At 69.6% G+C, this 24,179-nt stretch carries 16 protein-coding genes; 14 read left to right on the forward strand and 2 right to left on the reverse strand.

What is annotated here, in order from left to right:
• Positions 1–36 precede the first annotated feature (36 nt).
• The gene (locus AB0G10_RS04660) at positions 37–606 is read left to right on the forward strand and encodes an antibiotic biosynthesis monooxygenase (RefSeq protein WP_360916434.1); all 570 of its coding nucleotides are present in this window, start codon (positions 37–39) and stop codon (positions 604–606) included.
• On the opposite strand, the gene AB0G10_RS04665 is transcribed toward AB0G10_RS04660, so the two are convergent.
• Positions 603–2,321: an alpha/beta-hydrolase family protein gene (locus tag AB0G10_RS04665; RefSeq protein ID WP_360916437.1), complete on the reverse strand. Its 1,719-nt coding sequence runs from the start codon at positions 2,319–2,321 to the stop codon at positions 603–605. The genes AB0G10_RS04660 and AB0G10_RS04665 overlap by 4 nt on opposite strands.
• 163 nt (positions 2,322–2,484) lie before the next feature.
• On the opposite strand from AB0G10_RS04665, the gene AB0G10_RS04670 reads away from it, so the two are divergent.
• Genes AB0G10_RS04670 through AB0G10_RS04685 form a run of 4 tightly spaced genes read left to right on the forward strand, consistent with a single transcriptional unit; the run spans position 2,485 to position 8,388 of the window.
• Entirely contained in the window at positions 2,485–4,281 is a 1,797-nt protein-coding gene (locus tag AB0G10_RS04670) for a sensor domain-containing diguanylate cyclase (RefSeq protein WP_360916440.1), read from the forward strand.
• A gap of 44 nt (positions 4,282–4,325) precedes the next feature.
• Positions 4,326–6,035 (forward strand): acyl-CoA dehydrogenase, encoded by a 1,710-nt coding sequence (locus AB0G10_RS04675; RefSeq protein WP_360917962.1) that lies wholly within the window; start codon positions 4,326–4,328, stop codon positions 6,033–6,035.
• Positions 6,036–6,045: 10 nt separating this feature from the next.
• Positions 6,046–6,987, forward strand: coding sequence for a non-homologous end-joining DNA ligase (gene ligD / locus AB0G10_RS04680; RefSeq protein ID WP_360916443.1), 942 nt, complete (start codon positions 6,046–6,048; stop codon positions 6,985–6,987).
• A gap of 9 nt (positions 6,988–6,996) precedes the next feature.
• Positions 6,997–8,388 carry an OFA family MFS transporter gene (locus tag AB0G10_RS04685; RefSeq protein ID WP_360916446.1) on the forward strand — a complete coding sequence of 464 codons (1,392 nt, stop codon included), beginning with the start codon at positions 6,997–6,999 and terminating at the stop codon, positions 8,386–8,388.
• Positions 8,389–8,457: 69 nt separating this feature from the next.
• Here AB0G10_RS04685 and AB0G10_RS04690 read toward each other — a convergent pair whose 3' ends face one another.
• A complete protein-coding gene (locus tag AB0G10_RS04690) occupies positions 8,458–9,489 on the reverse strand; it encodes a LacI family DNA-binding transcriptional regulator (RefSeq protein ID WP_360916449.1) in 1,032 nt (343 codons plus the stop codon).
• Between the two features lie 275 nt (positions 9,490–9,764).
• Between AB0G10_RS04690 and AB0G10_RS04695 the strand changes: the two genes are divergently transcribed.
• From AB0G10_RS04695 to AB0G10_RS04735, 9 genes are all read left to right on the forward strand, one after another.
• Positions 9,765–11,060, forward strand: coding sequence for an extracellular solute-binding protein (locus tag AB0G10_RS04695; RefSeq protein ID WP_360916452.1), 1,296 nt, complete (start codon positions 9,765–9,767; stop codon positions 11,058–11,060).
• Complete coding sequence (locus tag AB0G10_RS04700) at positions 11,060–11,977, forward strand: sugar ABC transporter permease (protein ID WP_360916455.1); 918 nt, start codon at positions 11,060–11,062, stop codon at positions 11,975–11,977. The genes AB0G10_RS04695 and AB0G10_RS04700 overlap by 1 nt, the downstream gene beginning before the upstream one ends.
• Positions 11,974–12,819: a carbohydrate ABC transporter permease gene (locus AB0G10_RS04705; protein ID WP_360916458.1), complete on the forward strand. Its 846-nt coding sequence runs from the start codon at positions 11,974–11,976 to the stop codon at positions 12,817–12,819. Before AB0G10_RS04700 ends, AB0G10_RS04705 begins: the two co-directional genes overlap by 4 nt.
• A 14-nt stretch (positions 12,820–12,833) precedes the next feature.
• Entirely contained in the window at positions 12,834–14,345 is a 1,512-nt protein-coding gene (locus AB0G10_RS04710) for an alpha-N-arabinofuranosidase (RefSeq protein ID WP_360916461.1), read from the forward strand.
• A 129-nt stretch (positions 14,346–14,474) separates the two neighbouring features.
• A complete protein-coding gene (locus AB0G10_RS04715; protein WP_360916464.1) occupies positions 14,475–16,142 on the forward strand; it encodes a beta-1,3-glucanase family protein in 1,668 nt (555 codons plus the stop codon).
• A 232-nt stretch (positions 16,143–16,374) separates the two neighbouring features.
• Positions 16,375–17,859 carry an aspartate aminotransferase family protein gene (locus AB0G10_RS04720; RefSeq protein WP_360916467.1) on the forward strand — a complete coding sequence of 495 codons (1,485 nt, stop codon included), beginning with the start codon at positions 16,375–16,377 and terminating at the stop codon, positions 17,857–17,859.
• On the forward strand, positions 17,859–19,148 hold the full coding sequence (locus AB0G10_RS04725; RefSeq protein WP_360916470.1) for a SidA/IucD/PvdA family monooxygenase: 1,290 nt from the start codon (positions 17,859–17,861) through the stop codon (positions 19,146–19,148). Before AB0G10_RS04720 ends, AB0G10_RS04725 begins: the two co-directional genes overlap by 1 nt.
• Entirely contained in the window at positions 19,145–21,358 is a 2,214-nt protein-coding gene (locus AB0G10_RS04730) for a GNAT family N-acetyltransferase (protein ID WP_360916472.1), read from the forward strand. Before AB0G10_RS04725 ends, AB0G10_RS04730 begins: the two co-directional genes overlap by 4 nt.
• Positions 21,355–23,817 (forward strand): GNAT family N-acetyltransferase, encoded by a 2,463-nt coding sequence (locus AB0G10_RS04735; RefSeq protein ID WP_360916475.1) that lies wholly within the window; start codon positions 21,355–21,357, stop codon positions 23,815–23,817. Before AB0G10_RS04730 ends, AB0G10_RS04735 begins: the two co-directional genes overlap by 4 nt.
• Positions 23,818–24,179 lie beyond the last annotated feature (362 nt).

Genomic DNA, 24,179 nt, shown 5'->3' on the forward strand with positions numbered 1-24,179 from the left:
ACGTGCGCGAAACACGGGTGTACCAGAATATGGGACATGAACGCTCCGCCGCAGATGGCCGTCACCGTCGCGATCACTCGCCGAGTCGATCCGGAGAAGAGCGCGGAGATGGCGGCCTGGGTGCGGGCCGGCGCTTCGCTCGCGGAGACGTTCCCCGGATTCCTCGGAACCGGATGGGTGCGGCCCGAGGTCGGCTCGTCCGAATGGCACATGTTGTACCGGTTCGCCGATGCCGAGTCGCTGCGGGACTGGGAGGAGTCGGCGCAGCGGCGCTGGTGGCTGTCGTCGGCCGAGGGGTTCGTCGAGCACACCCGGGTGGAGCGGCGGACCGGCATCGAGGGATGGTTCGACCCGCCGCGGGACCAGGAGATCGATCAGCCCGGGCCGCCGCCGGCCGCCGCCCCGCCGCGCTGGAAGCAGGCGGTCACCATCTGGCTCGGATTCTTCCCGGTGAGCCTGCTGTCGGCGGTCCTGCTGACACCGCACATCACCACGCTCAACGTGGTGCTGAAGACCCTGATCAGCACGCTCGTCCTCACCCCGATCATGACCTATCTGGTGCTGCCGCGCGTCACCAAGGCCCTGCAGCCCTGGCTGAAACGCTAGTTCTCCAGGACGGCCCTCAGCCGGATCGTGTCGAGGACGGTCCAGCCCGGCGGTGGCGCGATGGCGGCCCACCCGTCGACCGTCTCCGACTTGTAGACGTGGCCGTGCCCGGTCGGCGCCTTGTTCGCGAAGAGCAGGTCGCAGGAGGTCTGCCAGAACGTGATCCCGGGGTACCAGTGCATGTCGGGGGTGACGTCCGGGCCGCGGGCGCCGGTCAGCCACTTCGGCTTCTTCCAGAACAGGTCCCAGCTCCACCAGACCACCGGGTCGGTCGCGTTCTGCAGATAGACGACCTTGGGCTTCTCCGCGGAGAAGGCGCGCAGACTGGTGGCGTTCTCGGCGAACTCGATCGGCAGCGACGGGTAGACCGGATCCCAGACCGGGCTGCCGGCCTCCCGCGCCCGGGTGAGCTCCCGGTGCAGCGGGTTCGCGAAGGTGGGCCCGAGCAGCAGCACGCCGTCGGCGCCCCCGGCCATCGCCTCGGCCGAGCCGAACGTCTTCTCGATCCCGTAGGTGCCCAGGCTCTCCCCGAAGATCAGCAGCTGGGGCCGGGTCGCCGCCGGCATCGCGGCCCAGCGCTCGCGGACCGCGCCGATCAGGGCCGAGGCGCCGGCCACCACCTCGGAGCGGTCGCCCCAGAACGAGATCCAGCTGGGCAGGTACGAGTACTGCATGGAGACCAGGGCGGAGTCGCCGGCGTACATGTACTCCAGCGACTGGGTGACCCGGTTGTCCACCCAGCCGGTGCCGGTCGGCGTGATGATCGCGATGACGGCGCGGTCGAAGGCGCCGGTGCGGTCCATCTCGCGGACCGCCAGGGCGGCGCGCTCCTCGACGGTGTCGGCCGAGGTGAGGCCGGCGTAGACCCGGATGGGTTCGACGGCGGGCCGGCCCGCGAACGCGGTGAGCTCGGGCAGCGTCGGCGCGCTCGCCACGAACGCGCGGCCCTGCCGGCCCAGCGAGTCCCAGCTCACCAGCGACCGGGATCCGCCGGAGCGCAGCGCCGAGGTGGGCATCACGACGCCGTTGCTGGTGCCGTTGTTGACCACGGCGGCCGAGCGGTCGGCCATCGTGAACAGCTGCGCCATCAGCAGGCCGTCGATCGCGCTGTAGCTGAGCAGGGCGACCACCACGGTTCCGGCGCAGTAGGCCGCGCGGTGCGGGACGACCTGCCGGAAGACCAGGGCGCAGCCGTGCGTGGCGAGTCGCAGGGTGCGCGCGACCAGCAGGATCAGCGCGAAGGTGAGCAGGCCGGCGCCGAGCGTCTTGGCGACGTCGTACTCCTGGGTGGGTGGCATGCCGAGCCGCCCGCGGAGCTCGCGCTGCCACCGGGTGCCGAGCCAGAGGAAGAAGAGGAACAGCAGGGGTACGAGGGCCAGCAGCACCCGCCAGGCGATCCGCACCGTCCGCTCGCTGAACCGGGCGCGGACCCGGACCAGGGCGCCGATCGTGGTGCCCAGCGCGTACCCGGTGGCGGCCGTGATGCCGGCCACCACGCCCTGCAGGAACCAGGCCCGGGGCAGCAGCGACGGCGTGAACGACAGGCAGAAGAAGACGGCCGCGAACGCCGCTCCGGTGATGGTGAGGCCGGTACGGACGATGCGACGTGGGGCGGGCGCCGGTTCCCGGGTCTCCACCGGACGGCGGGGCGCGGGGATCCGGACACGGAACGTCGAGAGCCGGCCGGAGGGCGGCGCGACCACCTGTCTGCGCATGCGGTGCTCCGTTCATCGACGACGCACTGTTGCCCTCTCATCATCGTGGGTCGATGGTGGGAAGCGCCGCCCCCTTTCCCCCGGTTCTCCCCGGACGAAGCCCCTAGGTGGGATTGGTTCAGTAGCTGCTCCGCCTGCCGATGACAACCGGTGAGGAGGACAGATGCGGTTGCGGAACTGGATCGCGGTGGTGGTCAGCGTGTTGCTGCTGGCGGCGGCCGGGGTCATCGGCTTCCTGGTGAACCGTTCGGCGCTGCGCGCGGCCGACACGGTGCACCGCGAGGACAGCAGTACGCTCGGGACGAACAACGGCACCCTCACCGGGCAGCTGCAGGTGAACTCGGCGGCCGAGCTGTCCGAGATCGTCGCCACGCACGCGCTGCACCTGGGCCGGGACAGCGCCGCCGACCGGGCGATCCTCGCGGCCGCGGCGGCGAAGAGCACCACCTTCCAGTACGGCCTGCTCACCACCGACATGAACGGCGACCTGCTGACCGCCAGCCGCAAGTCCGGCCTGCCGTCCGCCGACGACGCCGGCTGGGTGCCGATGGAGGCGCAGCTCGCCGAGGGGCAGGCCGGGTTCTCCAACGTGATGGTCGTGGACGGGGTGGCGCTGGCCGCGGTGGCGGTGCCGATCACTGTCGACGACTCGGTGATCGGCTATCTGATCGGCCTCAACCAGGTCGCCAAGACCTCGCTGCAGACCTACGCCGTGCGACTGTCCTCCAAGACGCACACCACTGTCGTCGCCGACGCGGCCGGTGTGGTCGGCGCGGCGAGCGACCGGGCGCTGATCGGCACACGGGTCGACGCCGCGCTCCGCTCCCACCTGGACATCGAGGGCGTGCAGTTCGTCGAGTACCGGGCCGGCGGCACCGACATGATCGCGGTCGTCTACGGCGGCCTGCCCAGCGGCTGGTCCTACTTCCGGATCCAGACCAAGTCCTCCTTCGACGGCGTCGTGGCCGCCCGCAGCCAGACCCTGAACCTGACCCTGCTCGCCATGCTGCTGATCGGCGTGGCCGGCATCTCGGTGCTCGGCTACCGCACCCAGGTGACCCGGCGCCGGGCCGACGAGCGGTTTCAGGCGCTGTTCCAGCACGCGCCGGACCTGGTCTCGGTGCTGGACGGCCGGGGCCGGATCATCTTCAGCAGCCCGAGCGCGTTCAGCGTGCTCGGCTACAAGACCGGCGCGCTCACCGGGCACAGCGTCTTCGACCTGATCCACCCGGAGGACGAGCCGGAGATGCGGGAGCGGCTCAGCCGGCTGCTCGACGACCCGTCCGGCGTGGTGCGGCTGCGGTGCCGGACCCGCTCGGCGGCCGGCGAGTACCGCTGGTTCGAGTTCACCGCCTCGAACCAGATGCACAACCCGGCGCTGGCCGGCGTCGTGATCAACGCCCGGGACGTGTCCGAGAGCATGGCGTTCCAGGAGCGGCTCAGCCACGAGGCCCAGCACGACCCGCTCACCGGTCTGCCGAACCGGCGCCGGATGCAGGACGCGCTCGGCACCTCGCTGAAGGACGCGCCGGTTGCGGTGCTCTTCGTGGACCTGGACGGGTTCAAGCCGGTCAACGACGCGTACGGGCACGAGGTCGGCGACGAGCTGCTGCGGCAGGTCTCGGACCGGCTCACCGCCTGCGTCCGGGACACCGACGTGCTGTCCCGGGTGGGCGGCGACGAGTTCGTCATCCTGATGCCGGGCGTGCTGTCGGAGAAGGACGCGCACACCATGAGCGGCCGGATCCGGTACGTCCTGGAGCTGCCCTTCCGGATCGGCGGCCAGGAGATCCTGATCGGCGCGAGCATCGGCGTGCACCTGGCGCCGGCGGCCGAGAACCCGGATGCCGCGCTGCGGGCCGCCGACCACGCGATGTACGCGATCAAGCACGCCGGCGGCAGCCGGAAGTCGGGGGCGAACGGCGGCGGCCGGGTGGGACGGCACCGCGCGTCGGACTGAACTTAGTGCACACTGGGTGCAAGGAGTTCAATCGGCGAACGGTGGTGGCTGCGGTGTCCAAGGTGCTCTCCCGGCGCGATCTCGCGTTCCTGCTCTACGAATGGCTCGACGTGGAGAAGCTGACCGCGCGGGAGCGGTTCGCCGACCACTCGCGGGAGACGTTCGACGCGTTCCTGGACGTCTCGCAGCGGATCGCCGAACGCGACTTCGCCCCGCACAACCGGAAGAACGACCTCAACGAGCCGACCTTCGACGGCTCGACCGTCACGATCATCCCGGAGGTGGCGAAGGCGCTGAAGGTCTTCGCCGAGTCCGGTCTCATCGCGGGCACTGTCGACGCTGCTCACGGCGGTCTGCAGTTGCCGCTCGTGGTGCAGCGGGCCTGTTTCCTATGGTTCCAGGCGGCCAACACCGGGACGTCGGCCTATGCCATGTTGACCTCGGCGAACGCCCACCTGCTGCTCGCGCACGGGACCGGCGAGCAGATCGAGCGGTTCGTGCATCCGATGCTGGAGGGCCGCTTCACCGGGACGATGTGCCTGTCCGAGCCGCAAGCGGGCTCGTCGCTCTCCGATGTCACGACTAAAGCGGAAAAATCCGGCGACGCCTACAAGATCAATGGCAGCAAGATGTGGATCTCCGGCGGGGATCACGAGCTCAGCGAGAACATCGTGCACCTCGTGCTGGCCCGGGTCGCCGGCGCGCCGGCCGGGGTGAAGGGCCTGTCGCTCTTCATCGTGCCGAAGAAGGACCTGGACACCGGCGAGCGCAACGGCGTCACGCTGGCCGGGCTCAACCACAAGATGGGCTACCGCGGCACGACCAACACGGTGCTCGCCTTCGACGACGCGACCGGCTTCCTGGTGGGGGAGGAGGGCCGCGGCCTGCAGTACATGTTCCACATGATGAACGAGGCCCGGATCGGCGTCGGGGCCGGCGCGGTCGCCCTCGGCTACACCGGCTACCTGCACGCGCTCGACTACGCGAAGGAGCGCGCCCAGGGCCGTCCGGTCACCGGCAAGGACCCGTCGGCTCCTCCGGTGCCGATCATTCAACACCCGGACGTACGCCGGATGCTCCTCGCGTCGAAGTCCTACGTCGAGGGGGGCCTCGCCCTCGTCCTCTACGCGGCGAAGCTCGTCGACGAGCCGTCCGAGGAGAACGACCTGCTGCTCGACGTGCTCACCCCGATCGTGAAGGCCTGGCCGTCGCAGTGGTGCCGGCTCGCCGACGACCACGCCATCCAGGTGCACGGCGGCTACGGCTACACCCGGGAGTACCCGGTCGAGCAGTTCTACCGGGACAACCGGCTCAACTCGATCCACGAGGGCACCGACGGCATCCAGGCCCTCGACCTGCTGGGCCGGAAAGTCACCATGAAGGGCGGCGCGGGACTGGGTCTCCTGCTCGACCGGATCACAGCGACATGTCAGAGGAATCCGGAACTGGGTGCGCCGATCGCCGCGGCCGCCGACCGGCTCGCCGCCACCACCGCGAAGCTCTGGGCGACGCCGGAGACCGCTCTGGTCAACGCCACGGCCTACCTCGACGCCGCCGGCCACCTGGTGATCGCCTGGATCTGGCTGGAGCAGTGGCTCGCGGCCGAGGGCAAGGAGGGCGACTTCTACGAGGGGAAGCGCCTGGCCGCGCGGTACTTCATCACCCACGAGCTGCCCCGGATCAACCCGCACCTGGATCTCCTCGATTCGGGCGACACCCTGCTTCTGGACCTACAGGAGTCCTGGCTCGGCTAAGTTTCGATGCATGGCCGCGAAAGCCACCGTCATCGAAGTCGGGGACTACGACGTCCGGGTCTCCAACCCGGACCGGATCTACTTCCCGGAGCTCGGCGCCACGAAGCTCGACCTGGTCGAGTACTACCTGGCGGTGAGCGACGGGATCGTCCGGGCGCTCCGGGAACGACCGTGCATGCTGCACCGGTTCCCGGACGGCCTGGCCGGGGAGAAGGTGCACCAGAAGCGGGTGCCGAACGGCGCGCCACCCTGGCTCGAGACGGTCCGGGTGAAGTTCCCGCGCTACAACCGGTACGCCGACGAGCTGTGCGTGACCAAGCCGGCCGACGTGATCTGGGCCGTGCAGATGTCCACCGTGGAGTTCCACCCGTGGAACTCCCGGCGGGCCGACACCGAGAAGCCGGACGAGTGGCGGATCGACCTCGACCCGATGCCGGACTGCCCGTTCGGCACGGTCCGCCGGGTGGCCGGCGTGGTCCGCGAGGTGCTCGACGAGCTCGGCATCGTCGGCTACCCGAAGACGTCCGGCGGTAAAGGGCTGCACGTCTACGTCCGGATCGAGCCGCGCTGGGAGTTCGGCGAGGTGCGGCGGGCCGCGCTCGCCTTCGCCCGGGAGGTGGAGCGCCGGATGCCGGACGACGTGACCACCACCTGGTGGCGCAAGGACCGGGACCCGTCGTCGCTCTTCATCGACTACAACCAGAACGCCCGGGACCACACCATCGCCAGCGCCTACTCGGTGCGCGGCGTGCCGTCGGCGACCGTCTCGACGCCGGTGACCTGGGACGAGATCGCCGACGTGGAGCCGCGGGACCTGACGATCAGGACCGTCCCGGCCCGCTTCGCCGAGCTGGGCGACCTGCACGCGGCGATCGACGATCACGCGTTCTCGCTGGAGAAACTGCTGGAGCGCGCCGATCAGGAAGGTTTATCGACGGAAAGCGATGGGTAGCGCGGTGCGATGGCTCTGCTCTCCGCCCTCGACCGCGAGCACACGGTCGCCCCGGCGGGATACAGCCGCTGGCTGATCCCGCCCGCCGCGCTCTCGGTGCACCTGTGCATCGGCCAGGTGTACGCCACCAGCGTCTACAAGAACTCACTCGTTCAGCACTTCGACACCTCGCAGACGGCCATCGGGGTGATCTTCAGCATCGCCATCGTGATGCTGGGCCTCTCGGCCGCTGTCGGTGGCACCTGGGTGGAGGCGAACGGGCCCCGCAAGGCGATGTTCGTGTCCGCCTCGTTCTGGTCGGCCGGCTTCCTGGTCGGCGCGCTCGGCATCGCGACCTCGCAGCTCTGGCTGCTCTACCTCGGCTACGGCGTGCTCGGCGGGATCGGCCTGGGCATCGGCTACATCTCGCCGGTCTCCACGCTGATCAAGTGGTTCCCGGACCGGCCCGGCCTCGCCACCGGCCTGGCGATCATGGGGTTCGGCGGCGGCGCGCTGATCGCCGGTCCGCTCTCCCGGCAGCTCATGTCGCTCTACGACAGCGGCTACGACCCGGACGTCGCCACCTCGGTGGCCGACGGCGGCGCGCTCACCGCCCTCTTCCTCACCCTGGGCATCGGCTACTTCGTGATCATGATGTTCGGCGTGGTCAACATCCGGGTGCCCCGGGAGGGGTGGCGGCCGGAGGGCTGGGACCCCGCTTCGGTACGGGAGAAGCCGCTGGTCACCACCGCGCAGGTCTCGGCCGCGAACGCGATCCGGACCCGCGCCTTCTGGCTGCTCTGGATCGTGCTCTTCTGCAACGTGACGGCCGGGATCGGCATCCTCGAGCAGGCCAGCCCGATGATCCAGGACTTCTTCCGGGACGGCGGCACGTCCACCGTCGCGGTCTCCGCGGCGGCCGGGTTCGTCGGCGTGCTCTCGCTCTTCAACATGGCCGGCCGGTTCGTCTGGTCGTCGACCTCCGACCTGATCGGCCGCAAGCCGATCTACATGCTCTACCTCGGCGGCGGCATGGTCCTCTACACCCTGCTGGCCCTCGTCGGCCCGGCCGCGACCGCGCTGTTCGTACTGCTCGCCGGCGTGATCCTGTCGTTCTACGGCGGCGGGTTCGCGACCATCCCGGCGTACCTGCGGGACCTGTTCGGCACGTACCAGGTCGGCGCCATCCACGGCCGGCTGCTGACCGCCTGGTCGGCCGCCGGGGTGGCCGGGCCGCTGATCATCAACGGGTTCCTGGACGCGCAGGGCAAGCCGGGCACGCTGACGGCCGACGCCTACCGCCCGGCGCTGTTCACCATGGTCGGCCTGCTCGCGATCGGGTTCGCCGCCAACCTGCTGGTGCGCCCGGTCCCCGCGAAGTACCACGAGCCGTCGTCGAAGGAGGAGGTGAAGGCGGCATGAGGCTGAGGCTCTTCTTCTCCTGGGCGCTCGTCAGCGTCCTGCTCGGTTACGGGATCGTGCAGACGGCGATCACCGCGTCGAAGCTCTTCCAGTAGTCGACTCGCGCACGATCAGCCGGTGCGGGGCCCGCAGTTCCAGCCCCGGCGGTGGGGTGCCGCTGCCGATCCGCAGCAGCAGGCGCTCCACCGCCGTGGTCGCTATCCACTCCTTGTCCGGTGAGATCGTGGTGACGGTCGGGTTCGAGTACCGGCCGTCCTCGATGTCGTCGTACCCGATCACCGCGACGTCCTCGGGCACCCGCAGCCCGCGGGCCAGGATCGTGTGGATGGCGCCGAGCGCCACCAGGTCGCTGTAGCAGAAGACCGCGTCCGGCGGGTCCTCCCGGTCGAGCAGGTGGGCCATGGCCCGGGCGCCGTCCGGCCGGTTGAACCGCGGCGTGCCGATGATCAGATCCTCGTGGGCGGCCAGGCCGCGGGCCGCGTGCGCCTCGCGGAAGCCGCGGGTGCGCAGCTGCGCCGCCTCGCCCGTGGCGTAGGGCTGGTCGCCTATCGCGGCGACCCGCTGCCGGCCCAGGCCGAGCAGGTGCTCGGTGGCCTGCCGGGAGGCCGCCACGTCGTCGATGCCGACGTGGTCGAACGTCCCGTCGCTGGCCCGCTCGCCGAGAATGACCAGCGGCAGCGCCGGATCGCGGTCGGCCAGGGCCTGCTGGTCGAGGCCGAGCGGGCTGAAGATGACGCCGTCGAAGAGCAGCCGCCGCGACCCGTGCGCGATGAAGCCGCGCTCGTGCTCCGGGTCGCCGTCGGTCTGGTCGATGAGCACGTTGTACCCGCTGTTCCGGGCCGCCCGGATCACGCTCTGCAGCAGCTCGGCGAAGTACGGCGTGTCCAGGTACGGCACCACGAGCGCGATCTGGCCGGACCGGCCCTGCGCCAGGTTCCGGGCCAGGACGTTGGGGCGGTAGCCGAGCTCCTCGACCGCGCGCTGCACCCGGGCCTTCGTCCGTTCGGTGACGTTCGCGTAGCCGTTCACCACGTTCGACACGGTTCGGCTGGATACCCCCGCCAGCTCCGCCACGTCACGCAGAGTGACCTCCCGACGCAATGTGCCCCCCTTTGCGGCTTCCCGCGTTGCGCCAAGTTTCCGGCAGGTTACCCCTTGCCGTCGATTGGGCGTCCGTGCATGCTGTGTTTTGCAGCGCTGCAAAAGCGTAGCAATCAATGCCACAAGATGAATACCTGCTGGTGACGTACTTGATGGCCGGTCGCGGTGTGCCAGCACCGCGGACCGGCCCTAACCCGACGCACATCGACTGACTCTGTGAGGACCCAGTGAACGTCAGGAAGTTCAGTGTAAGGCGAGGGCTGCGCCGATCGGCCGTGACGGCGGTCGCCACGCTCACCGCGTTGACGGTGGCGGCCTGCGGTGGCGGCGCCGACGAGGCCACCAAGACCGACGGCCCGGTCACCATCAAGGTCTGGGCCTGGTACCCGGCGTTCCAGGGCGTCGTCGACCTGTTCAACAAGACACACACCGACATCAAGATCGAATGGACGAACGCCGGCGCGGGCCAGGACCAGTACACGAAGCTGCAGACCGCGCTGAAGGCCGGCAAGGGCGCGCCCGACGTCGCGATGCTCGAGCTCCAGGAGATCCCGACCTTCCAGCTCACGAAGCACCTGGTCGACCTCGGGAAGTACGGCGCCAACGACGTGAAGGGCGACTACGTCGACTGGGCGTGGAAGCAGGTCAGCACCGGCGACTCGGTCTACGCCATCCCGGTCGACGCCGGGCCCATGGCGCTGCTCTACCGCGAGGACCTCTTCAAGCAGTACGGCCTCACCGTGCCGAAGACCTGGGACGAGTACAAGGCCCAGGCCGAGAAGCTGAAGACGGCGACCGGCGGGAAGAGCTTCATCACCGACTTCGGCGCGAACGACGGCGGCTTCCTGACCGGCCTCCAGTGGCAGGCCGGCGCGAAGCCGTACACCTACGACGTCGCGAACCCGGCCACCGTCGGCGTGAACGTCAACAGCGCCGAGGCGAAGCAGGTCATGACCTACTGGGAGGGCATGGTCGACGCCGGGCTCGCCGACACCAAGGCGTACGGCACCACCGACTTCTACAACGGACTCGCCTCCGGCAAGTACGCGACCTACATCGCGGCCGGCTGGGGACCGGGCTACCTGCAGAGCGTCGCGAAGACGACCTCCGGCAAGTGGCGGGCCGCGCCGCTGCCGCAGTGGACCGCCGGCGCGAACGCGCAGGGCGACTGGGGCGGCTCGTCGTTCGCGGTGACCGATCAGACCAAGTACCCGGAGCAGGCCGCCACGGTGGCCAAGGAGATCTTCGGCGCGAAGAACACCGACGCCTGGAAGATCGGCATCGACGAGGCCTTCCTCTTCCCGACCGCCACCCCGATCCTCGAGTCGGCGGCGTTCAAGGGCAAGGAGTACGAGTTCTTCGGCGGCCAGAAGGTCAACGAGGTGTTCGTGCCGGCCTACAACGCGATCGGCGAGTTCGCCTGGAGCCCGTTCAACAGCTACAACTTCAACCAGCTGACGACCGGCCTGAACCAGGCGATCGAGAAGAAGACGTCCTGGACCGCGGCGCTCGACACGGCCCAGGCCAACGTCGCCCAGTACGCGACCCAGCAGGGCTTCAAGGTCCAGTAATGAGCACCGACGTCCGAACCGAGTCCGCGGCCGCTCCGGCGGCCGCGGGCCCGGCCCCCGTGAAGAAGCGGCGGCACTGGCGGGAGGCCGCCACCGGCTGGCTGTTCGTCCTGCCGTTCGCGGTGCTCCTGGTCGCGTTCCTGCTGCTGCCGATGGCGTACGCCTTCAAGCTCAGCCTCTACCGGTCCACCCTGGTCGAGGGCGAGGTGTTCGCGTTCGCCGACAACTACCGGCAGGCGTTCGCCGACCCGCTGTTCCGTGAGGGCGTCGTCCGGGTCGTGCTGTTCGGCCTGGTCCAGACGCCCGTGATGATCGGGATCGCGCTGCTCGCGGCACTGCTGATCGACCACGCGACCTCCCGGTTCTCGCGCGCCTTCCGGCTCGCGGCCTTCGTGCCGTACGCCGTGCCGGTCGTGATCGGCACGCTGATGTGGGGCTTCCTCTACAGCCAGGAGACCGGGCCGTTCAAGGCCGACTTCCTCTCCAGCAACGTGGTGCTGGGGTCGCTCGGCAACATCGTGACCTGGCAGTGGGCCGGTTACAACATGATCGTCCTGTACGCGGCGCTGCAGGGCCTGCCGCGCGAGGTCTACGAGTCCGCGAAGATCGACGGCGCGGGCGCCGTGCAGATCGCGGTCCGGATCAAGACGCCGATGATCGCCTCGGCGCTGGTCCTCGCGACGCTCTTCACGATCATGGGCACGCTGCAGTTCTTCACCGAGCCGCTGATCCTGCAGCCGCTCAACCCGGGCGCGATCACGAACCACTACACGCCGAACCTGTACGCGTTCCACCAGGCGTTCTCGTTCCAGCAGTACAACTACTCGGCGGCGATCTCGTTCCTGCTCGGTGCGGTGGTCTTCATCGGGTCGTACATCTTCCTGTTCGCCACCCGGAAGCGGAGCGCGCTGCGATGAAGGCCTCCCGCAACAACGTCCTGGCCCACGTGGTCATGGGTCTGATGGCGCTCTACTTCCTGCTGCCGTTCTGGTGGCTGCTGGTCGCCGCGACGAAGGACAACGACGGGCTGTTCGGCTCGGCGCCGCTCTGGTTCGCCGACTTCCACCTGATCGACAACCTGAAGCTGGTCTTCACCCAAGAGGACGGCATCTACCTGGTCTGGCTGCGCAACTCCGCGTTCTACGCGGTGATCAGCGGGATCGGCGCGACGGTGGTGTCGGCGCTGGCCGGGTACGCCTTCGCGAAGCTGCGGTTCCCGGGCCGGGGCGCGCTCTTCGCCCTGCTGCTCGGGTTGATCATGGTGCCGGCGACGGCCCTGGTGCTGCCGACGTACCTGCTGATGGCGCAGCTCGACCTGGTCGACACGATCTGGGCGGTGATCCTGCCGGCGCTGCTCAACCCGTTCGGCGTCTACCTGCTCCGGGTCTACACCCACGACTCGGTCCCGGACGAGATGCTCGAGGCGGCCCGCATCGACGGCGCCGGCGAGTTCCGGGTCTTCCGCAGCGTGGCCCTGCCGGCGATGCGGCCGGCCCTGGTCACCGTGCTGCTCTTCTCGATGGTCGCGTCCTGGAACAACTTCTTCCTGCCGCTCGTGATGCTCAGCGACAACCAGCTCTACCCGCTCACCGTCGGCCTGCGGACCTGGTACATGTCCGCCACCATCGGCAACGGCGGCGCCGCGCTCTTCAACGTGATCGTGGCGGGGTCCCTGGTCGCCATCGTCCCGCTCATCGCGGCCTTCCTCCTCCTTCAGCGGTACTGGCGCGGCGGCCTCACCGTCGGCGCGGTCAAGTGACATTAAGGAACACCATGCTTCGTGCACATGTGGCGCTGAACCCTGCCTCGGTAGTGGCGCCGGTCAACCGCCGGACCTTCGGCTCGTTCGTCGAGCACATGGGCCGCTGCGTCTACTCCGGGATCTACGAGCCGGGTCACCCGCTCGCCGACGAGGACGGGTTCCGTACCGACGTGCTCGCCCTGGCCCGCGAGCTCGGCGTCACGATGGTCCGCTACCCGGGCGGCAACTTCGTCTCCGGGTACCGCTGGGAGGACGGCGTCGGCCCGGTCGCCGACCGTCCGCGCCGGCGCGACCTGGCCTGGCGCAGCATCGAGACGAACGAGGTCGGCATCGACGAGTTCGCGAAGTGGGCCGCGAAGGCCGACGTCGAGATCATGTACGCGGTCAACCTCGGCACGCGCGGCGTCCAGGAGGCGCTCGACGTGCACGAGTACGTCAACCACCCGGAGGGCACCCACCTCTCCGAGCTGCGGCGTGCGAACGGCGCGGAGAAGCCCTACGGGATCAAGCTCTGGTGTCTCGGCAACGAGCTGGACGGCCCGTGGCAGACCGGGCACAAGACCCCCGAGGAGTACGGCCTGCTCGCCGCGGCCACCGCTCGCGCGCTGCGGTCCGCCGAACCCGATCTCGAGCTGGTGGCCTGCGGCAGCTCCAGCTCGGTGATGCCGACGTTCGGCTCCTGGGAGTCGACGGTCCTGGAGCACGCGTACGACGTGGTCGACTACGTGTCCTGTCACGCCTACTACGAGGAGCACGACGGCGACCTCGGGTCGTTCCTCGCCAGCGCCGTGGACATGGACCACTTCGTGAACAGCATCGTGGCCACCGCGGACGCGGTCGGCGCCCGGCTCAAGAGCACCAAGAAGATCAACCTCTCGTTCGACGAGTGGAACGTCTGGTACCTCTCCCGGTTCCAGAGCGTGCCGCTGCCGAAGGAGTGGGAGGTCGCCCCGCGGGTGATCGAGGACCGGTACGACGTGGCCGACGCCGTGGTGGTCGGCAACCTGCTGATCTCGCTGCTCCGGCACAGCGACCGGGTCACCGCGGCCTGCCAGGCGCAGCTCGTCAACGTGATCGCCCCGATCATGACGGAGCCGGGCGGCCCGGCCTGGCGGCAGACGATCTTCCACCCGTTCGCCCGGACCGCCGCGCTCGCGAAGGGCGACGTGCTCCGGCTCGACATCCAGAGCCCGGTCTACGAGACGGCCCGCTACGGCGCCGCCCCGCTCGTCGACGCGGTCGCCACCCACGACCCGGCCACCGGCGACGTAGTGGTCTTCGCGGTGAACCGGGACCAGGAGCGGCCGCTGGAGTTCGCGGTGGACCTGCGGGCGTTCGGCGCCGGCCTGACCGTGGCCGAGTCCTGGACCCTCACCGACGACGACGTGCGGGCGAGCAACACCAGGGACGACCCGGACCGGGTCACCCTGACCGCCCTCGACACGGTCACCGTGGAGGACGGGGTGGCGACCGTCGTCCTGCCACGGATCTCCTGGTCGGCGGTGCGGTTGAGCCATTCTTAGAAAAACCGTTATCCGCGCCGCCGAAAAACGTCAGCATTAAAGGGACCTTAAACAGCGCGCAATTCCGGTGCCGCCCTTTGCACAATGGCGAACGTCCCCGAACGTTCCCCATCGAAGGGCGGCACCCCCATGCCCAGGAAACGCAGCCTGATACTCGCCGCCGCGGCCACCACCGCGGCGCTCGCCACCGCCTGGATCGCCCTGCCGGCCTCGGCCGCGGCGCCCACGGCCGGGGTGCGGACGGTCTCCGACTGGGGCACCGGCTGGCAGGCCGAGGTGACGATCAGCAACACCGGCGCGTCCGCGATGACGTCCTGGAAAGTCGAATTCGACCTGCCCGCCGGCGCGTCGATCGGCAGTTTCTGGGAGGCGGACATGACCGCTTCGGGAAGTCACCGGACGTTCACGAACCGCGCATGGAACGGCGCGATCCCGGTCGGCGGGAAAGTGACGTTCGGATTCGTCGGCACCGGCGGCCGGCCGCTGAACTGCCTCCTCAACGGCGCGCCGTGCGGCGGCGGAGCGGTCGCCACGACGGCGCCCGCCACGACGGCTCCCGCCACGGCCGTGCCGACCAGGACCGCGACGACCGCGCCCACGACGACCGCGCCGTCCACGGGAGCGCCGACCAAGGCGCCCACCACCGCGTCGGCCACGGCTCCCTCCAGCAGCCGCCCGGCAGATCCGGCGAATCCGGTCAAGGCCGAAGGGCTTCTCCCCGTCACGATCAAGAACGAGAGCGGCCGCAACGAGGACGTCCACGTCTACGTCCTCGGCACGAACCTCACGACCGGCAAGCTCGGCTACGCCGACCGGGCCGGGAAGTTCACGGCGTGGACCGGCGGCGGCGCGGTCCCGGTCCCGGCGCCGGACGTCGCGATCGCCGGCCCGGGGAACGGCGGATCCACCACGATCCAGATCCCGGAGAACCTGTCCGGCCGGATCTACTTCTCGTTCGGCGACAAGCTCGACTTCCGCCTGACGACCGACGGTCTGGTCCAGCCGGCCCCGTGGGCGGGCGGCGACCCGAACCACGACATCCTCTTCGACTGGAGCGAGTTCACCCTCAACGACTCGGGGCTCTGGCTGAACAGCTCGCAGGTCGACATGTTCGCGGTCCCGCACGTCGTGAGCGTGACCGGCGCCGCCGGCCGGACCATCCGGACCGGCGAGGTGAAGACGAACGGCCGGCAGAAGGTGATCGACGCGATCAAGGCCGACCCGGCCTTCGCGAAGTCGGTGGTGACCCGGGCCGACGGCACGGTGCTGCGGGTGCTGGCGCCCGGCAAGGCGGCCGACGCCGGGCTGATGAGCCCGACCTACCTCGACTCCTACATCGCGAGCGCGTGGTCCTCGTACGCGAGCAAGACCTTGACCGTCGTGCCCTTCGCCGACCAGCCCGGGGTGAAGTTCTCCGGCCGGACCAACGGCGACGTCCTGAGCTTCACCGACACCACGGGGAAGACGGTCGCGTCCTTCACGAAGCCGTCGACCGCGAACGTGTGGGGCTGTGACGGCGCCCTCGGCGCGCCGAACGACCAGGTGGTCGGGCCGATCGCGCGGACCCTGTGCGCGGCGCTCCAGCGCACCACGCTGGGCCGGCTGGACACCCAGCCGAGCGGCACGGCGGCCGACTTCTACCAGGGCGATCCCGCCAACGTGTACGCCCGGGAGATCCACCGGAACATGGTCGACGGCAAGGCGTACGCGTTCGCCTTCGACGACGTGCAGAACCAGGAGTCGCTCGTGCACGACGGCGACCCGCAGGCGGCCGGGATCATCCTGAGCCCGTTCTGATCCCGAGCGGATCGATGGGGCCCACTGTCTTACACGGTGGGCCCCGGATCCGCGATATGGGATGAATCACCACTCACTCGCGGAACAATCTTGCGGGGCTCGATGCGCTGGTCGCGGCCGATCTGGGGGCGCGCGCGAGCCGGCCGTCGCCCCCCGACGCGACCCGATCAAGTTTCCAACGCGAGTCCGGCCCGTTAGCCTCCCCTTAGTTAGGTAAGGGTTACCTTATTAGTTGGAGGCCACGTTGGAGGGGTTCGCGTCCCCGCATCTGTTCTCCGGGTCCACGCTCGACGCGTACACGTCGGGTGTGTGGCACGCGTCGGCGCTGCTGGCCGACCGGGTGAAGACAGTGCGGCAGCCGTACTCCGGTGCATCGGTCACCGATCTTCAGGCCCAGGTCGACGCCGTTGACCTGGACCGCCCGCTCGGTGACACCGGCGCCGCGTTGCACGAGGTCGCCCGGCTCTATCTGGACAACGCCATCTGGTTCCACGAGCCGACGTACGTGGCGCACCTGAACTGCCCCGTGGCCATCCCGGCCCTCAGCGCCGAGGTCCTGATCTCCGCGGTCAACTCCTCGGTCGACACCTGGGACCAGAGCGCGACCGGCACCCTGATCGAGCGCCGGCTGATCGACTGGACGGCCGGCCGGATCGGGTTCGGCCCGGGCGCCGACGGTATCTTCACCAGCGGCGGCACCCAGTCGAACCTCCAGGCGCTGCTGCTCGCCCGCGAGGAGACCCTGGCGCACCGGGACATGCCGCGCGAGGCCGCGCTCCCGCTCCTGCGGATCTTCGCGACCACCGAGAGCCACTTCAGCGTCGGCAAGTCGGCCGGGATCCTCGGCCTCGCCAAGGACGCCGTGGTCGCTGTCGCGACCGACGGCGACGGGCGGATGGATCCGGGTGCGCTGGCGGCGGCTCTTCTCGACGTACGGCGGGACGGCGCCATCCCGATGGCCGTGGTGGCGACCGCCGGCACCACCGATCTCGGCCGCATCGACCCGGTCGCCGCGATCGCCCCGATCTGCGGGGACGCCGGCGTCTGGCTGCACGTCGACGCCGCGTACGGATGTGGTCTTCTGGTCTCGGCCCGCCGCCGGCATCTCCTCGACGGCATCGAGAACGCCGACTCGGTCACCGTCGACTTCCACAAGAGCTTCTTCCAGCCGGTGAGCTCCAGCGCCATCGTGGTGCGCCGGGGCGAGACCATGCGCCGGATCGCGGTGCACGCCGACTACCTGAACCCGCGCACCGCGACCGTGCCGAACCAGGTCGACAAGAGCCTCCAGACGACCCGCCGGTTCGACGCGCTCAAGCTGTGGATGACGCTGCGCACGATCGGCTCGGAGCAGATCGGCGACATGTTCGACACCGTGGTCGACCGAGCACACCAGGCCTGGGAGCACCTGCTCGCCGACCCGGACTTCGACGTGCTCACCGAGCCGTCGCTGTCCACGCTCCTCTTCCGGTACCGGCCGCGGGGCATGGGCGTCGAGCAGTGCGACGAGCTGATGCCGCGGCTGCGCCAGGAGCTGTTCCGGGACGGCCAGGCGATCGTCGCGGGCACCACGGTGGGCGGCCACTACTGGCTGAAGTTCACCCTGCTCAACCCGAACACCACGATGGGCAACCTGAAAGACGTGCTGGACCTGATCCGCGGGATCGGGCACCGGCTCTCCGCAGAACCCACGACGACCGCGGCGGTGATGGCCTGATGCGTACCCATGACTTCGTGGCGATCGGCGTCGGGCCGTTCAACCTCGGCCTCGCCGCGCTGACCGCCGACCTGCCCGATGTGGACGGCGTCTTCCTGGAGCAGCGGTCCGCGTTCGACTGGCACCCGGGGCTCATGCTCGAGGGCGTCACGATCCAGGTGCCGTTCATGGCCGACCTCGTCACGATGGCCGACCCGACGTCGCGGTTCAGCTTCCTCAACTACCTGAAGCAGGTGGGCCGGCTCTACCCGTTCTACATCCGGGAGAACTGGTTCCCGCTGCGCGCCGAGTACAACGAGTACTGCAAGTGGGTGGCGAAGCAGCTGCCGTCGATCCACTGGGACACCCGGGTGGAGACCGTCACCCACGACGGCGAGGCGTACCTCGTGCACGCCGCGACGGGGGAGACCTTCCGGGCGCGCAAGCTGGTGCTCGGCATCGGCACGGCGCCGCGCGTCCCGGCCGCCGTCGACCAGGGCCCGTACGTGCACAGCGCCGACTACCTGCCGAACAGGGAGAAGCTCCAGCGGCTCGACTCGATCACCGTGGTCGGCAGCGGGCAGAGCGCGGCCGAGATCTACCTCGACCTGCTCTCCGAGATCGAGACGCACGGCTACCACCTGAGCTGGATCACCCGGTCGCCGCGGTACTTCCCGATGGAGTACACGAAGCTGACCCTGGAGATGACCTCGCCCGAGTACATCCGCTACCACCAGGCGCTGCCCATGGAGGTGCGCGACCGGCTCGCCCGCGAACAGCGCAACCTCTACAAGGGGATCAGCGCCGACCTGGTCGACACCATCTACGACACGCTCTACGCCAAGAGCCTGCACGGGCCGGTGCCGACCACGCTGCTCACCGGCACCGCCGTCGAGGGGGTGATCTGGGACGAGGCGGACCAGCGCTACACCCTGGCGCTGCACCACGCCGAGCAGGGCCGGTCGTTCACCGCGAAGACCCAGGGCCTGCTGCTCGCCACCGGGTACGCGCCGCGCGTCCCGTCCTTCCTCGACCCGGTCCGCGACCGCATCCGCTGGGACGCAAGGGGCCGCTTCGACGTGGCCGTCGACTACGCGGTCGACGTCACCGGCGGCGAGGTGTTCGTGCAGAACGCCGAGGAGCACACGCACAGCGTCAACGCGCCCGACCTCGGCATGGGCCCGTACCGGAACTCGGTGATCCTCAAGGGCATCACCGGCCGGGAGATCTACAAGATCGAGGACTCGATCGCCTTCCAGCAGTTCGGCGCCCCCACGGCCGACATCCCCCGTCAATTGGTGACGTCATGAACCTCGTACCCCTGGATCTTGATCGTGATCTTGATCTGCTGCACTCCTGGGTGACCCATCCGCGCTCGCACTACTGGGGCCTGCAGGGCGCCGACCGGGCGCGGGTGCGCGACGAGTACCAGAAGATCGCCGACAATCCGCACCACCACGCGTGGCTCGGCCTCGACGACGACGGCACCCCGCTCTTCCTGGCCGAGACCTACGAGCCGGCGCACAGCGAGCTGGCCTCGGTCTACGACGTGCGGCCCGGTGACCTCGGCATGCACGTGCTGGTGGCGCCCCCTGCCTCGTCCTCCTCCTCGAAGCGTTCCGGGCTCACGTCGGCGGTGTTCCGCGCGGTGATGGACTTCTGTTTCGCCGACTCGAGGATCGACCGGGTCGTCGTCGAGCCGGACGTGCGCAACGAGGCGATCGCCCGGAAGAACGCCGAGGCCGGGTTCGTCGAGGAGCGGCACGTCCAGCTGCACGACAAGGTGGCGCGGCTGAGCTTCTGCACGCGGGTCGCCTACGAGATGAGCGTCCCGCACCTGAACCCCTCGACGATCGAGCTGGCCCATCGCCGGCTGATCGCGAAGGCGCTGGGGGAGTTCGCCCATGAGCGCTTGATCGCGCCGGTGTTTCTGGGCGGAGATCGCTTCTCGTTCAGCGCTTGGACATTTCGGGCGAAACGGCTCCCGATGGAGCACTGGATCGTGGACCCCTCGTCCCTTGAAGGGCCGCTCGACGCGCTCGACTTCATCTCCGGGCTGCGCGAGACGCTCGGCATCCCGCAGCAACTGCTCGGGACGTACCTCGAGGAGATCTCGGCGACGCTGGCCGGCACCGCCTGGAAGCTGACCCACCGCCGGGAGACCGCGTCCGATCTGGTTCACGCGGACTTCCAGACGATCGAGGCCGCCATGACCGAGGGGCACCCCGGTTTCGTGGCGAACAACGGGCGGATCGGTTTCGGTCTGAAGGATCACTCGTCGTTCGCCCCGGAGGCCGGCGCGCCGGTGCGCCTCCGGTGGGTCGCCGTCCTGAAGAGCGACAGCATCTTCGTCCTCTCCTCGCCGGAGCGGGAGTTCTACGAGGCCGAGCTCGGGACCGAGCTTCTGGAGCGTTTCGAGAGGCGGCTGTCCTCCCTGGGCCTCGACCCGGCGGAATACCGGTATCTCCCCGTGCACCCCTGGCAGTGGGAGCACAAGCTCACCGTCACCTTCGCGCCGGAGATCGCCCGCCGCGCGATCGTCCCGCTCGACGAGAGCACCGACCGCTACCGGGCACAGCAGTCGATCCGGACGTTCTTCAACGCGGACCGGCCGGACCGGCACTACGTGAAGACCGCGATCGCGGTGCAGAACATGGGCTTCCTGCGCGGCCTGTCGCCGAAGTACATGCAGGCCACGCCGCCGATCAACGAGTGGGTCGCGGACGTCGTGAACAACGACGAGGAGCTGCGCGCCTGCCGCTTCGAGGTGCTGCGGGAGCTGGCGGCGATCGGGTACACCGGGGACGCCTACCACCGGGTCGGTACGCCGAGCGTGTACACGAAGATGCTGGCGGCGCTGTGGCGGGAGAGTCCGGTTCCGCGGCTCGCGGAGAACGAGCGCCTCGCCACCATGGCGAGCCTCGTGCACCGCGACCGCGACGGGAACGCCCTGGTCACCGCGCTGATCCGGGAGTCCGGTGTGAGCCCGTCCGCGTGGCTGGCCACGTACTTCCGCGCCTACCTGCGCCCGATCGTGCACTGCCTGCTCCAGCACGACCTCGCGTTCATGCCGCACGGCGAGAACCTGATCCTGGTGCTGGAGAACCACGTGCCGACCCGGGTGTTCATGAAGGACATCGGCGAGGAGGTGGCCGTCATGAACGACCGGCCGCTGCCCGGCGAGGTCGAGCGGATCCGCATGATCACCACGGTCGAGCTGAAGGAGCTGGCGCTCTTCACCGACGTCTTCGACGGCTTCCTGCGGCACCTCGCCGGCATCCTCGACGCCGACGGCGTGCTGCCCTGGTCCGAGTTCTGGCAGCTCGCCGGGGACTGCGTCGAGGAGCACGCGAAGGACCACCCGGCGATCGCCGGGCGGCTCGACCTCTTCCGGCCGTCCTTCGCGCACTCCTGCCTGAACCGGCTCCAGCTGCGCAACACGCTGCAGATGGTGGACCTGACCGACCAGGAGAGCTCGCTCATCTACGCCGGTGAGCTGGAGAACCCGATCTCTCGATGAATCTCTATCGCGACGACTACGGCATCCCGCACGTGCGGGCCGGCTCGGTTCTCGAACTGGCCTACCTGCAGGGGCGGGTGACCGCTTCCGATCGCGGGCGCCAATTGGAGGTGGAACGCCTTCGGTCGGAGGGCCGGCTCGCCTCGGTCGCCGGTCCCGACGAGCTGGAGTGGGACGTCTTCGCCCGGCGGGCGCGTCTCGACGACACCGCGCGCCGGTGTTTCGCCGCGCTCTCCTCCGAGACGCGCGCTTTCTTGGAAGCCTATGCCGACGGGGTCCGCGCCGGTGGCATCGAGTGGAACGACTGGTCGTCCCTCGGCGTCTTCCAGGTGCAGCACATCCTCTTCGGGACATTCCCCAACAAGATGTGGCGGGCGCACGTCGAGCGCACCCTCGGTCCCGCGGCCGTGGAATGGTTTGCGATCGAGGGCCCGGGCGGCTCCGGCAGCAACGCCTGGGCGGTCCCCGGTGAGATCGCCGGCGACCCGCACCGCCTCCTCGAACTCCCCGGGGTCTACCAGCAGATCCGTCTGGCCTGCCCGGAGTTCGACGTGGCCGGCCTGACCTTCCCCGGCGTCCCGGGCGTGCAGCATTTCGGGCACGCCGGCCCGGTCGCCTGGGCGATCACCAACGCGATGGCCGACTACCAGGACCTCTACCTCGAGGAGCTGCGCGCGACCGAGGCGGGGGTCGAGGCCCGGGGCGCGACCGGCTGGGAGCCGGTGGTCGTTCATGAAGAGACCATTCTTGTACGGGGGGAGCACCCGGTCTCCCTCTCCTGCATGGAGACCGCCCGCGGCCCGGTCATCCAGGGCGGGCCCGTCGCTCCCGGGCCTGCCGTACCGGCGCTGAGCCTCCGCACGCCGGCCCGGGTGTCCGCGGACCTCGGCTTCGACTGCCTGCTGCCGCTGCTGCGGGCGTCCACGGTGGACGAGGTGGCGGACGCGTTCGCCGGCTGGGTCGAGCCGGTGAACAGCGTGCTCATCGCCGACGACTCCGGCCGGATCGTGCAGCAGGCCGCCGGCCGGGTGCCGGTCCGCGACGACCGCAACCGGTGGGTGCCGGTGCCCGCCTGGGAGGAGCGTTTCGCCTGGCGGGAGGGGTGGGCGCCGATGCACCGCGCGGACGTCTCCGCGGACCGCGCAGGCTCCTGCTCCGCCGTGAATGCGAACGATCGGCGGCCCGACACGGAGCGGCACGGCATCGACTTCGCCCCGCCCGCGCGGGCCCGGCGCATCCGTACCCTGCTCGACGCCGGTGTCCCGCACGCGCTGATCCACATGGACACGTCGATGGCCGCGGACTCCGTGGAAGCGGGCCGGCACGAGGCCTGGCGCTCGGCGGTGGCCCGCGCCCTGTGGGAACGGCCGGAGTTGAAGCCGCTCTTCGAGGACTCCGGATACGACGCGATCTTCGCGCCGTGGACCGACCCGCGCGGCCGGATCGGGCACGCCCTCGACGGCGTACTCGAAGGTCTTGGTCTTGATCCTTTTGATCTGGCTGATCCGGGCGCCATCGAATCGGGGTCGTGGGGCTCGCGGCACCTGCTCCTCCCGATCCGGCTGCCCGGCCTCGACGCGGCGATCCCGGCAGTGGAGCTGTCCGGCTCGCGGGACTGCGTGCTGAACACGTCGAGCGTCACCGGCGTCAGCGACCTGTGCGTGCGGGGCCCGGTGGCCCGCTACATCTGGGACGTCGCGGACCGGCAGAAGAGCCGCTGGGTGGTGCCGTTCGGCGCGGTCGACGACCCGTCGTCGCCGCACTTCCTCGATCAGCTGCCGCTCTGGTCGTCCGGCTCGCTGGTCCCGCTCGTGACCGATTGGGATCGCTTGACTCCTGCACCTCTCGCTCCCGTCCCTTCCGTCGCTCCCGTCCCTTCCGTCGCTCCCTTCCGTCGCTCCGGAGGCATCGTGATCGTCTTTTCCGAGAAGCTGCCCGGCCTGGGCGAGCTCATCATGATCCCGCTCAACCCGTCGGCGCACGCCACGCTCGTGCACGGCTGGGTGACGAAGGAGCGCAATCGGTACTGGGGCATGCTCGGCCACACCGTCGAACAGGTCGAGGAGATCTACGCCTTCGTCGACGGCCTGGACAGCCACCACGCGTACCTGCTCCTGCTGGACGACGCCCCGATCGGGATCTTCCAGACGTACGAGCCGGAGAACGACCCGGTGAGCGACTGCTACGACGTCCAGCCCGGCGACTTCGGCCTGCACCTGCTGCTCGACGCCGGCGACCGCGTCCTCCCGCACGTGACCAGCGCCGTCTTCCCGGCCCTGCTGCGCCACCTCTTCGCCGACCCGGCCCACCGGCGCATCATCGCCGAACCCGACGTCCGCAACGAGCGGATGATCGCCCGCCTGCAGCGCGAGGGCTTCGAGTTGGGCCCGCAGATCACGCTGCCGAACAAGAAGGCCCAGCTGACCTTCCTGCCCCGAGCCGCGTTCCCGGTCGCCTAGCGGATCCCGTACCCGCGACATAATCGTCAGTACCGCCACCACGCACGCCACTCCTCCCCAATCTTGAACGCCCAACCACCGATCCCGGTGGCCGCCAGTCCAAGATCGGCCCAACCCGCGCGACGAAGCGTCAGTCGTCCGTGATCTTGGACGCTTCGCCGCCGATGTAGGTGGTGGCCCGTCCAAGATCGGCTCGGTGCGTGTGGTGTGGCGACGTTTTGCCGGTCGTCCGCGATCTTGGACGCTTCGCCGCCGATGTAGGTGGTGGCCCGTTCAAGATCGGCTCGGTGCGTGTGGTGTGGCGACGTTTTGCCGGTCGTCCGCGATCTTGGACGCTTTGCCGCCGATGTGGGTGGTGGCCC

The organism is Actinoplanes sp. NPDC023714 (genome assembly GCF_040639855.1).
Taxonomy (GTDB): Bacteria; Actinomycetota; Actinomycetes; order Mycobacteriales; family Micromonosporaceae; genus Actinoplanes.

Excerpts from the sequence above, each read along its gene's own strand:
- AB0G10_RS04660 (WP_360916434.1), top strand. The coding sequence starts at position 37 with ATGAACGCTCCGCCGCAGATGGCCGTCACCGTCGCGATCACTCGCCGA.
- AB0G10_RS04665 (WP_360916437.1), bottom strand. The coding sequence starts at position 2,321 with ATGCGCAGACAGGTGGTCGCGCCGCCCTCCGGCCGGCTCTCGACGTTC.
- AB0G10_RS04670 (WP_360916440.1), top strand. The coding sequence starts at position 2,485 with ATGCGGTTGCGGAACTGGATCGCGGTGGTGGTCAGCGTGTTGCTGCTG.
- ligD (WP_360916443.1), top strand. The coding sequence starts at position 6,046 with ATGGCCGCGAAAGCCACCGTCATCGAAGTCGGGGACTACGACGTCCGG.
- AB0G10_RS04685 (WP_360916446.1), top strand. The coding sequence starts at position 6,997 with ATGGCTCTGCTCTCCGCCCTCGACCGCGAGCACACGGTCGCCCCGGCG.
- AB0G10_RS04700 (WP_360916455.1), top strand. The coding sequence starts at position 11,060 with ATGAGCACCGACGTCCGAACCGAGTCCGCGGCCGCTCCGGCGGCCGCG.
- AB0G10_RS04705 (WP_360916458.1), top strand. The coding sequence starts at position 11,974 with ATGAAGGCCTCCCGCAACAACGTCCTGGCCCACGTGGTCATGGGTCTG.
- AB0G10_RS04710 (WP_360916461.1), top strand. The coding sequence starts at position 12,834 with ATGCTTCGTGCACATGTGGCGCTGAACCCTGCCTCGGTAGTGGCGCCG.
- AB0G10_RS04715 (WP_360916464.1), top strand. The coding sequence starts at position 14,475 with ATGCCCAGGAAACGCAGCCTGATACTCGCCGCCGCGGCCACCACCGCG.
- AB0G10_RS04725 (WP_360916470.1), top strand. The coding sequence starts at position 17,859 with ATGCGTACCCATGACTTCGTGGCGATCGGCGTCGGGCCGTTCAACCTC.
- AB0G10_RS04730 (WP_360916472.1), top strand. The coding sequence starts at position 19,145 with ATGAACCTCGTACCCCTGGATCTTGATCGTGATCTTGATCTGCTGCAC.
- AB0G10_RS04735 (WP_360916475.1), top strand. The coding sequence starts at position 21,355 with ATGAATCTCTATCGCGACGACTACGGCATCCCGCACGTGCGGGCCGGC.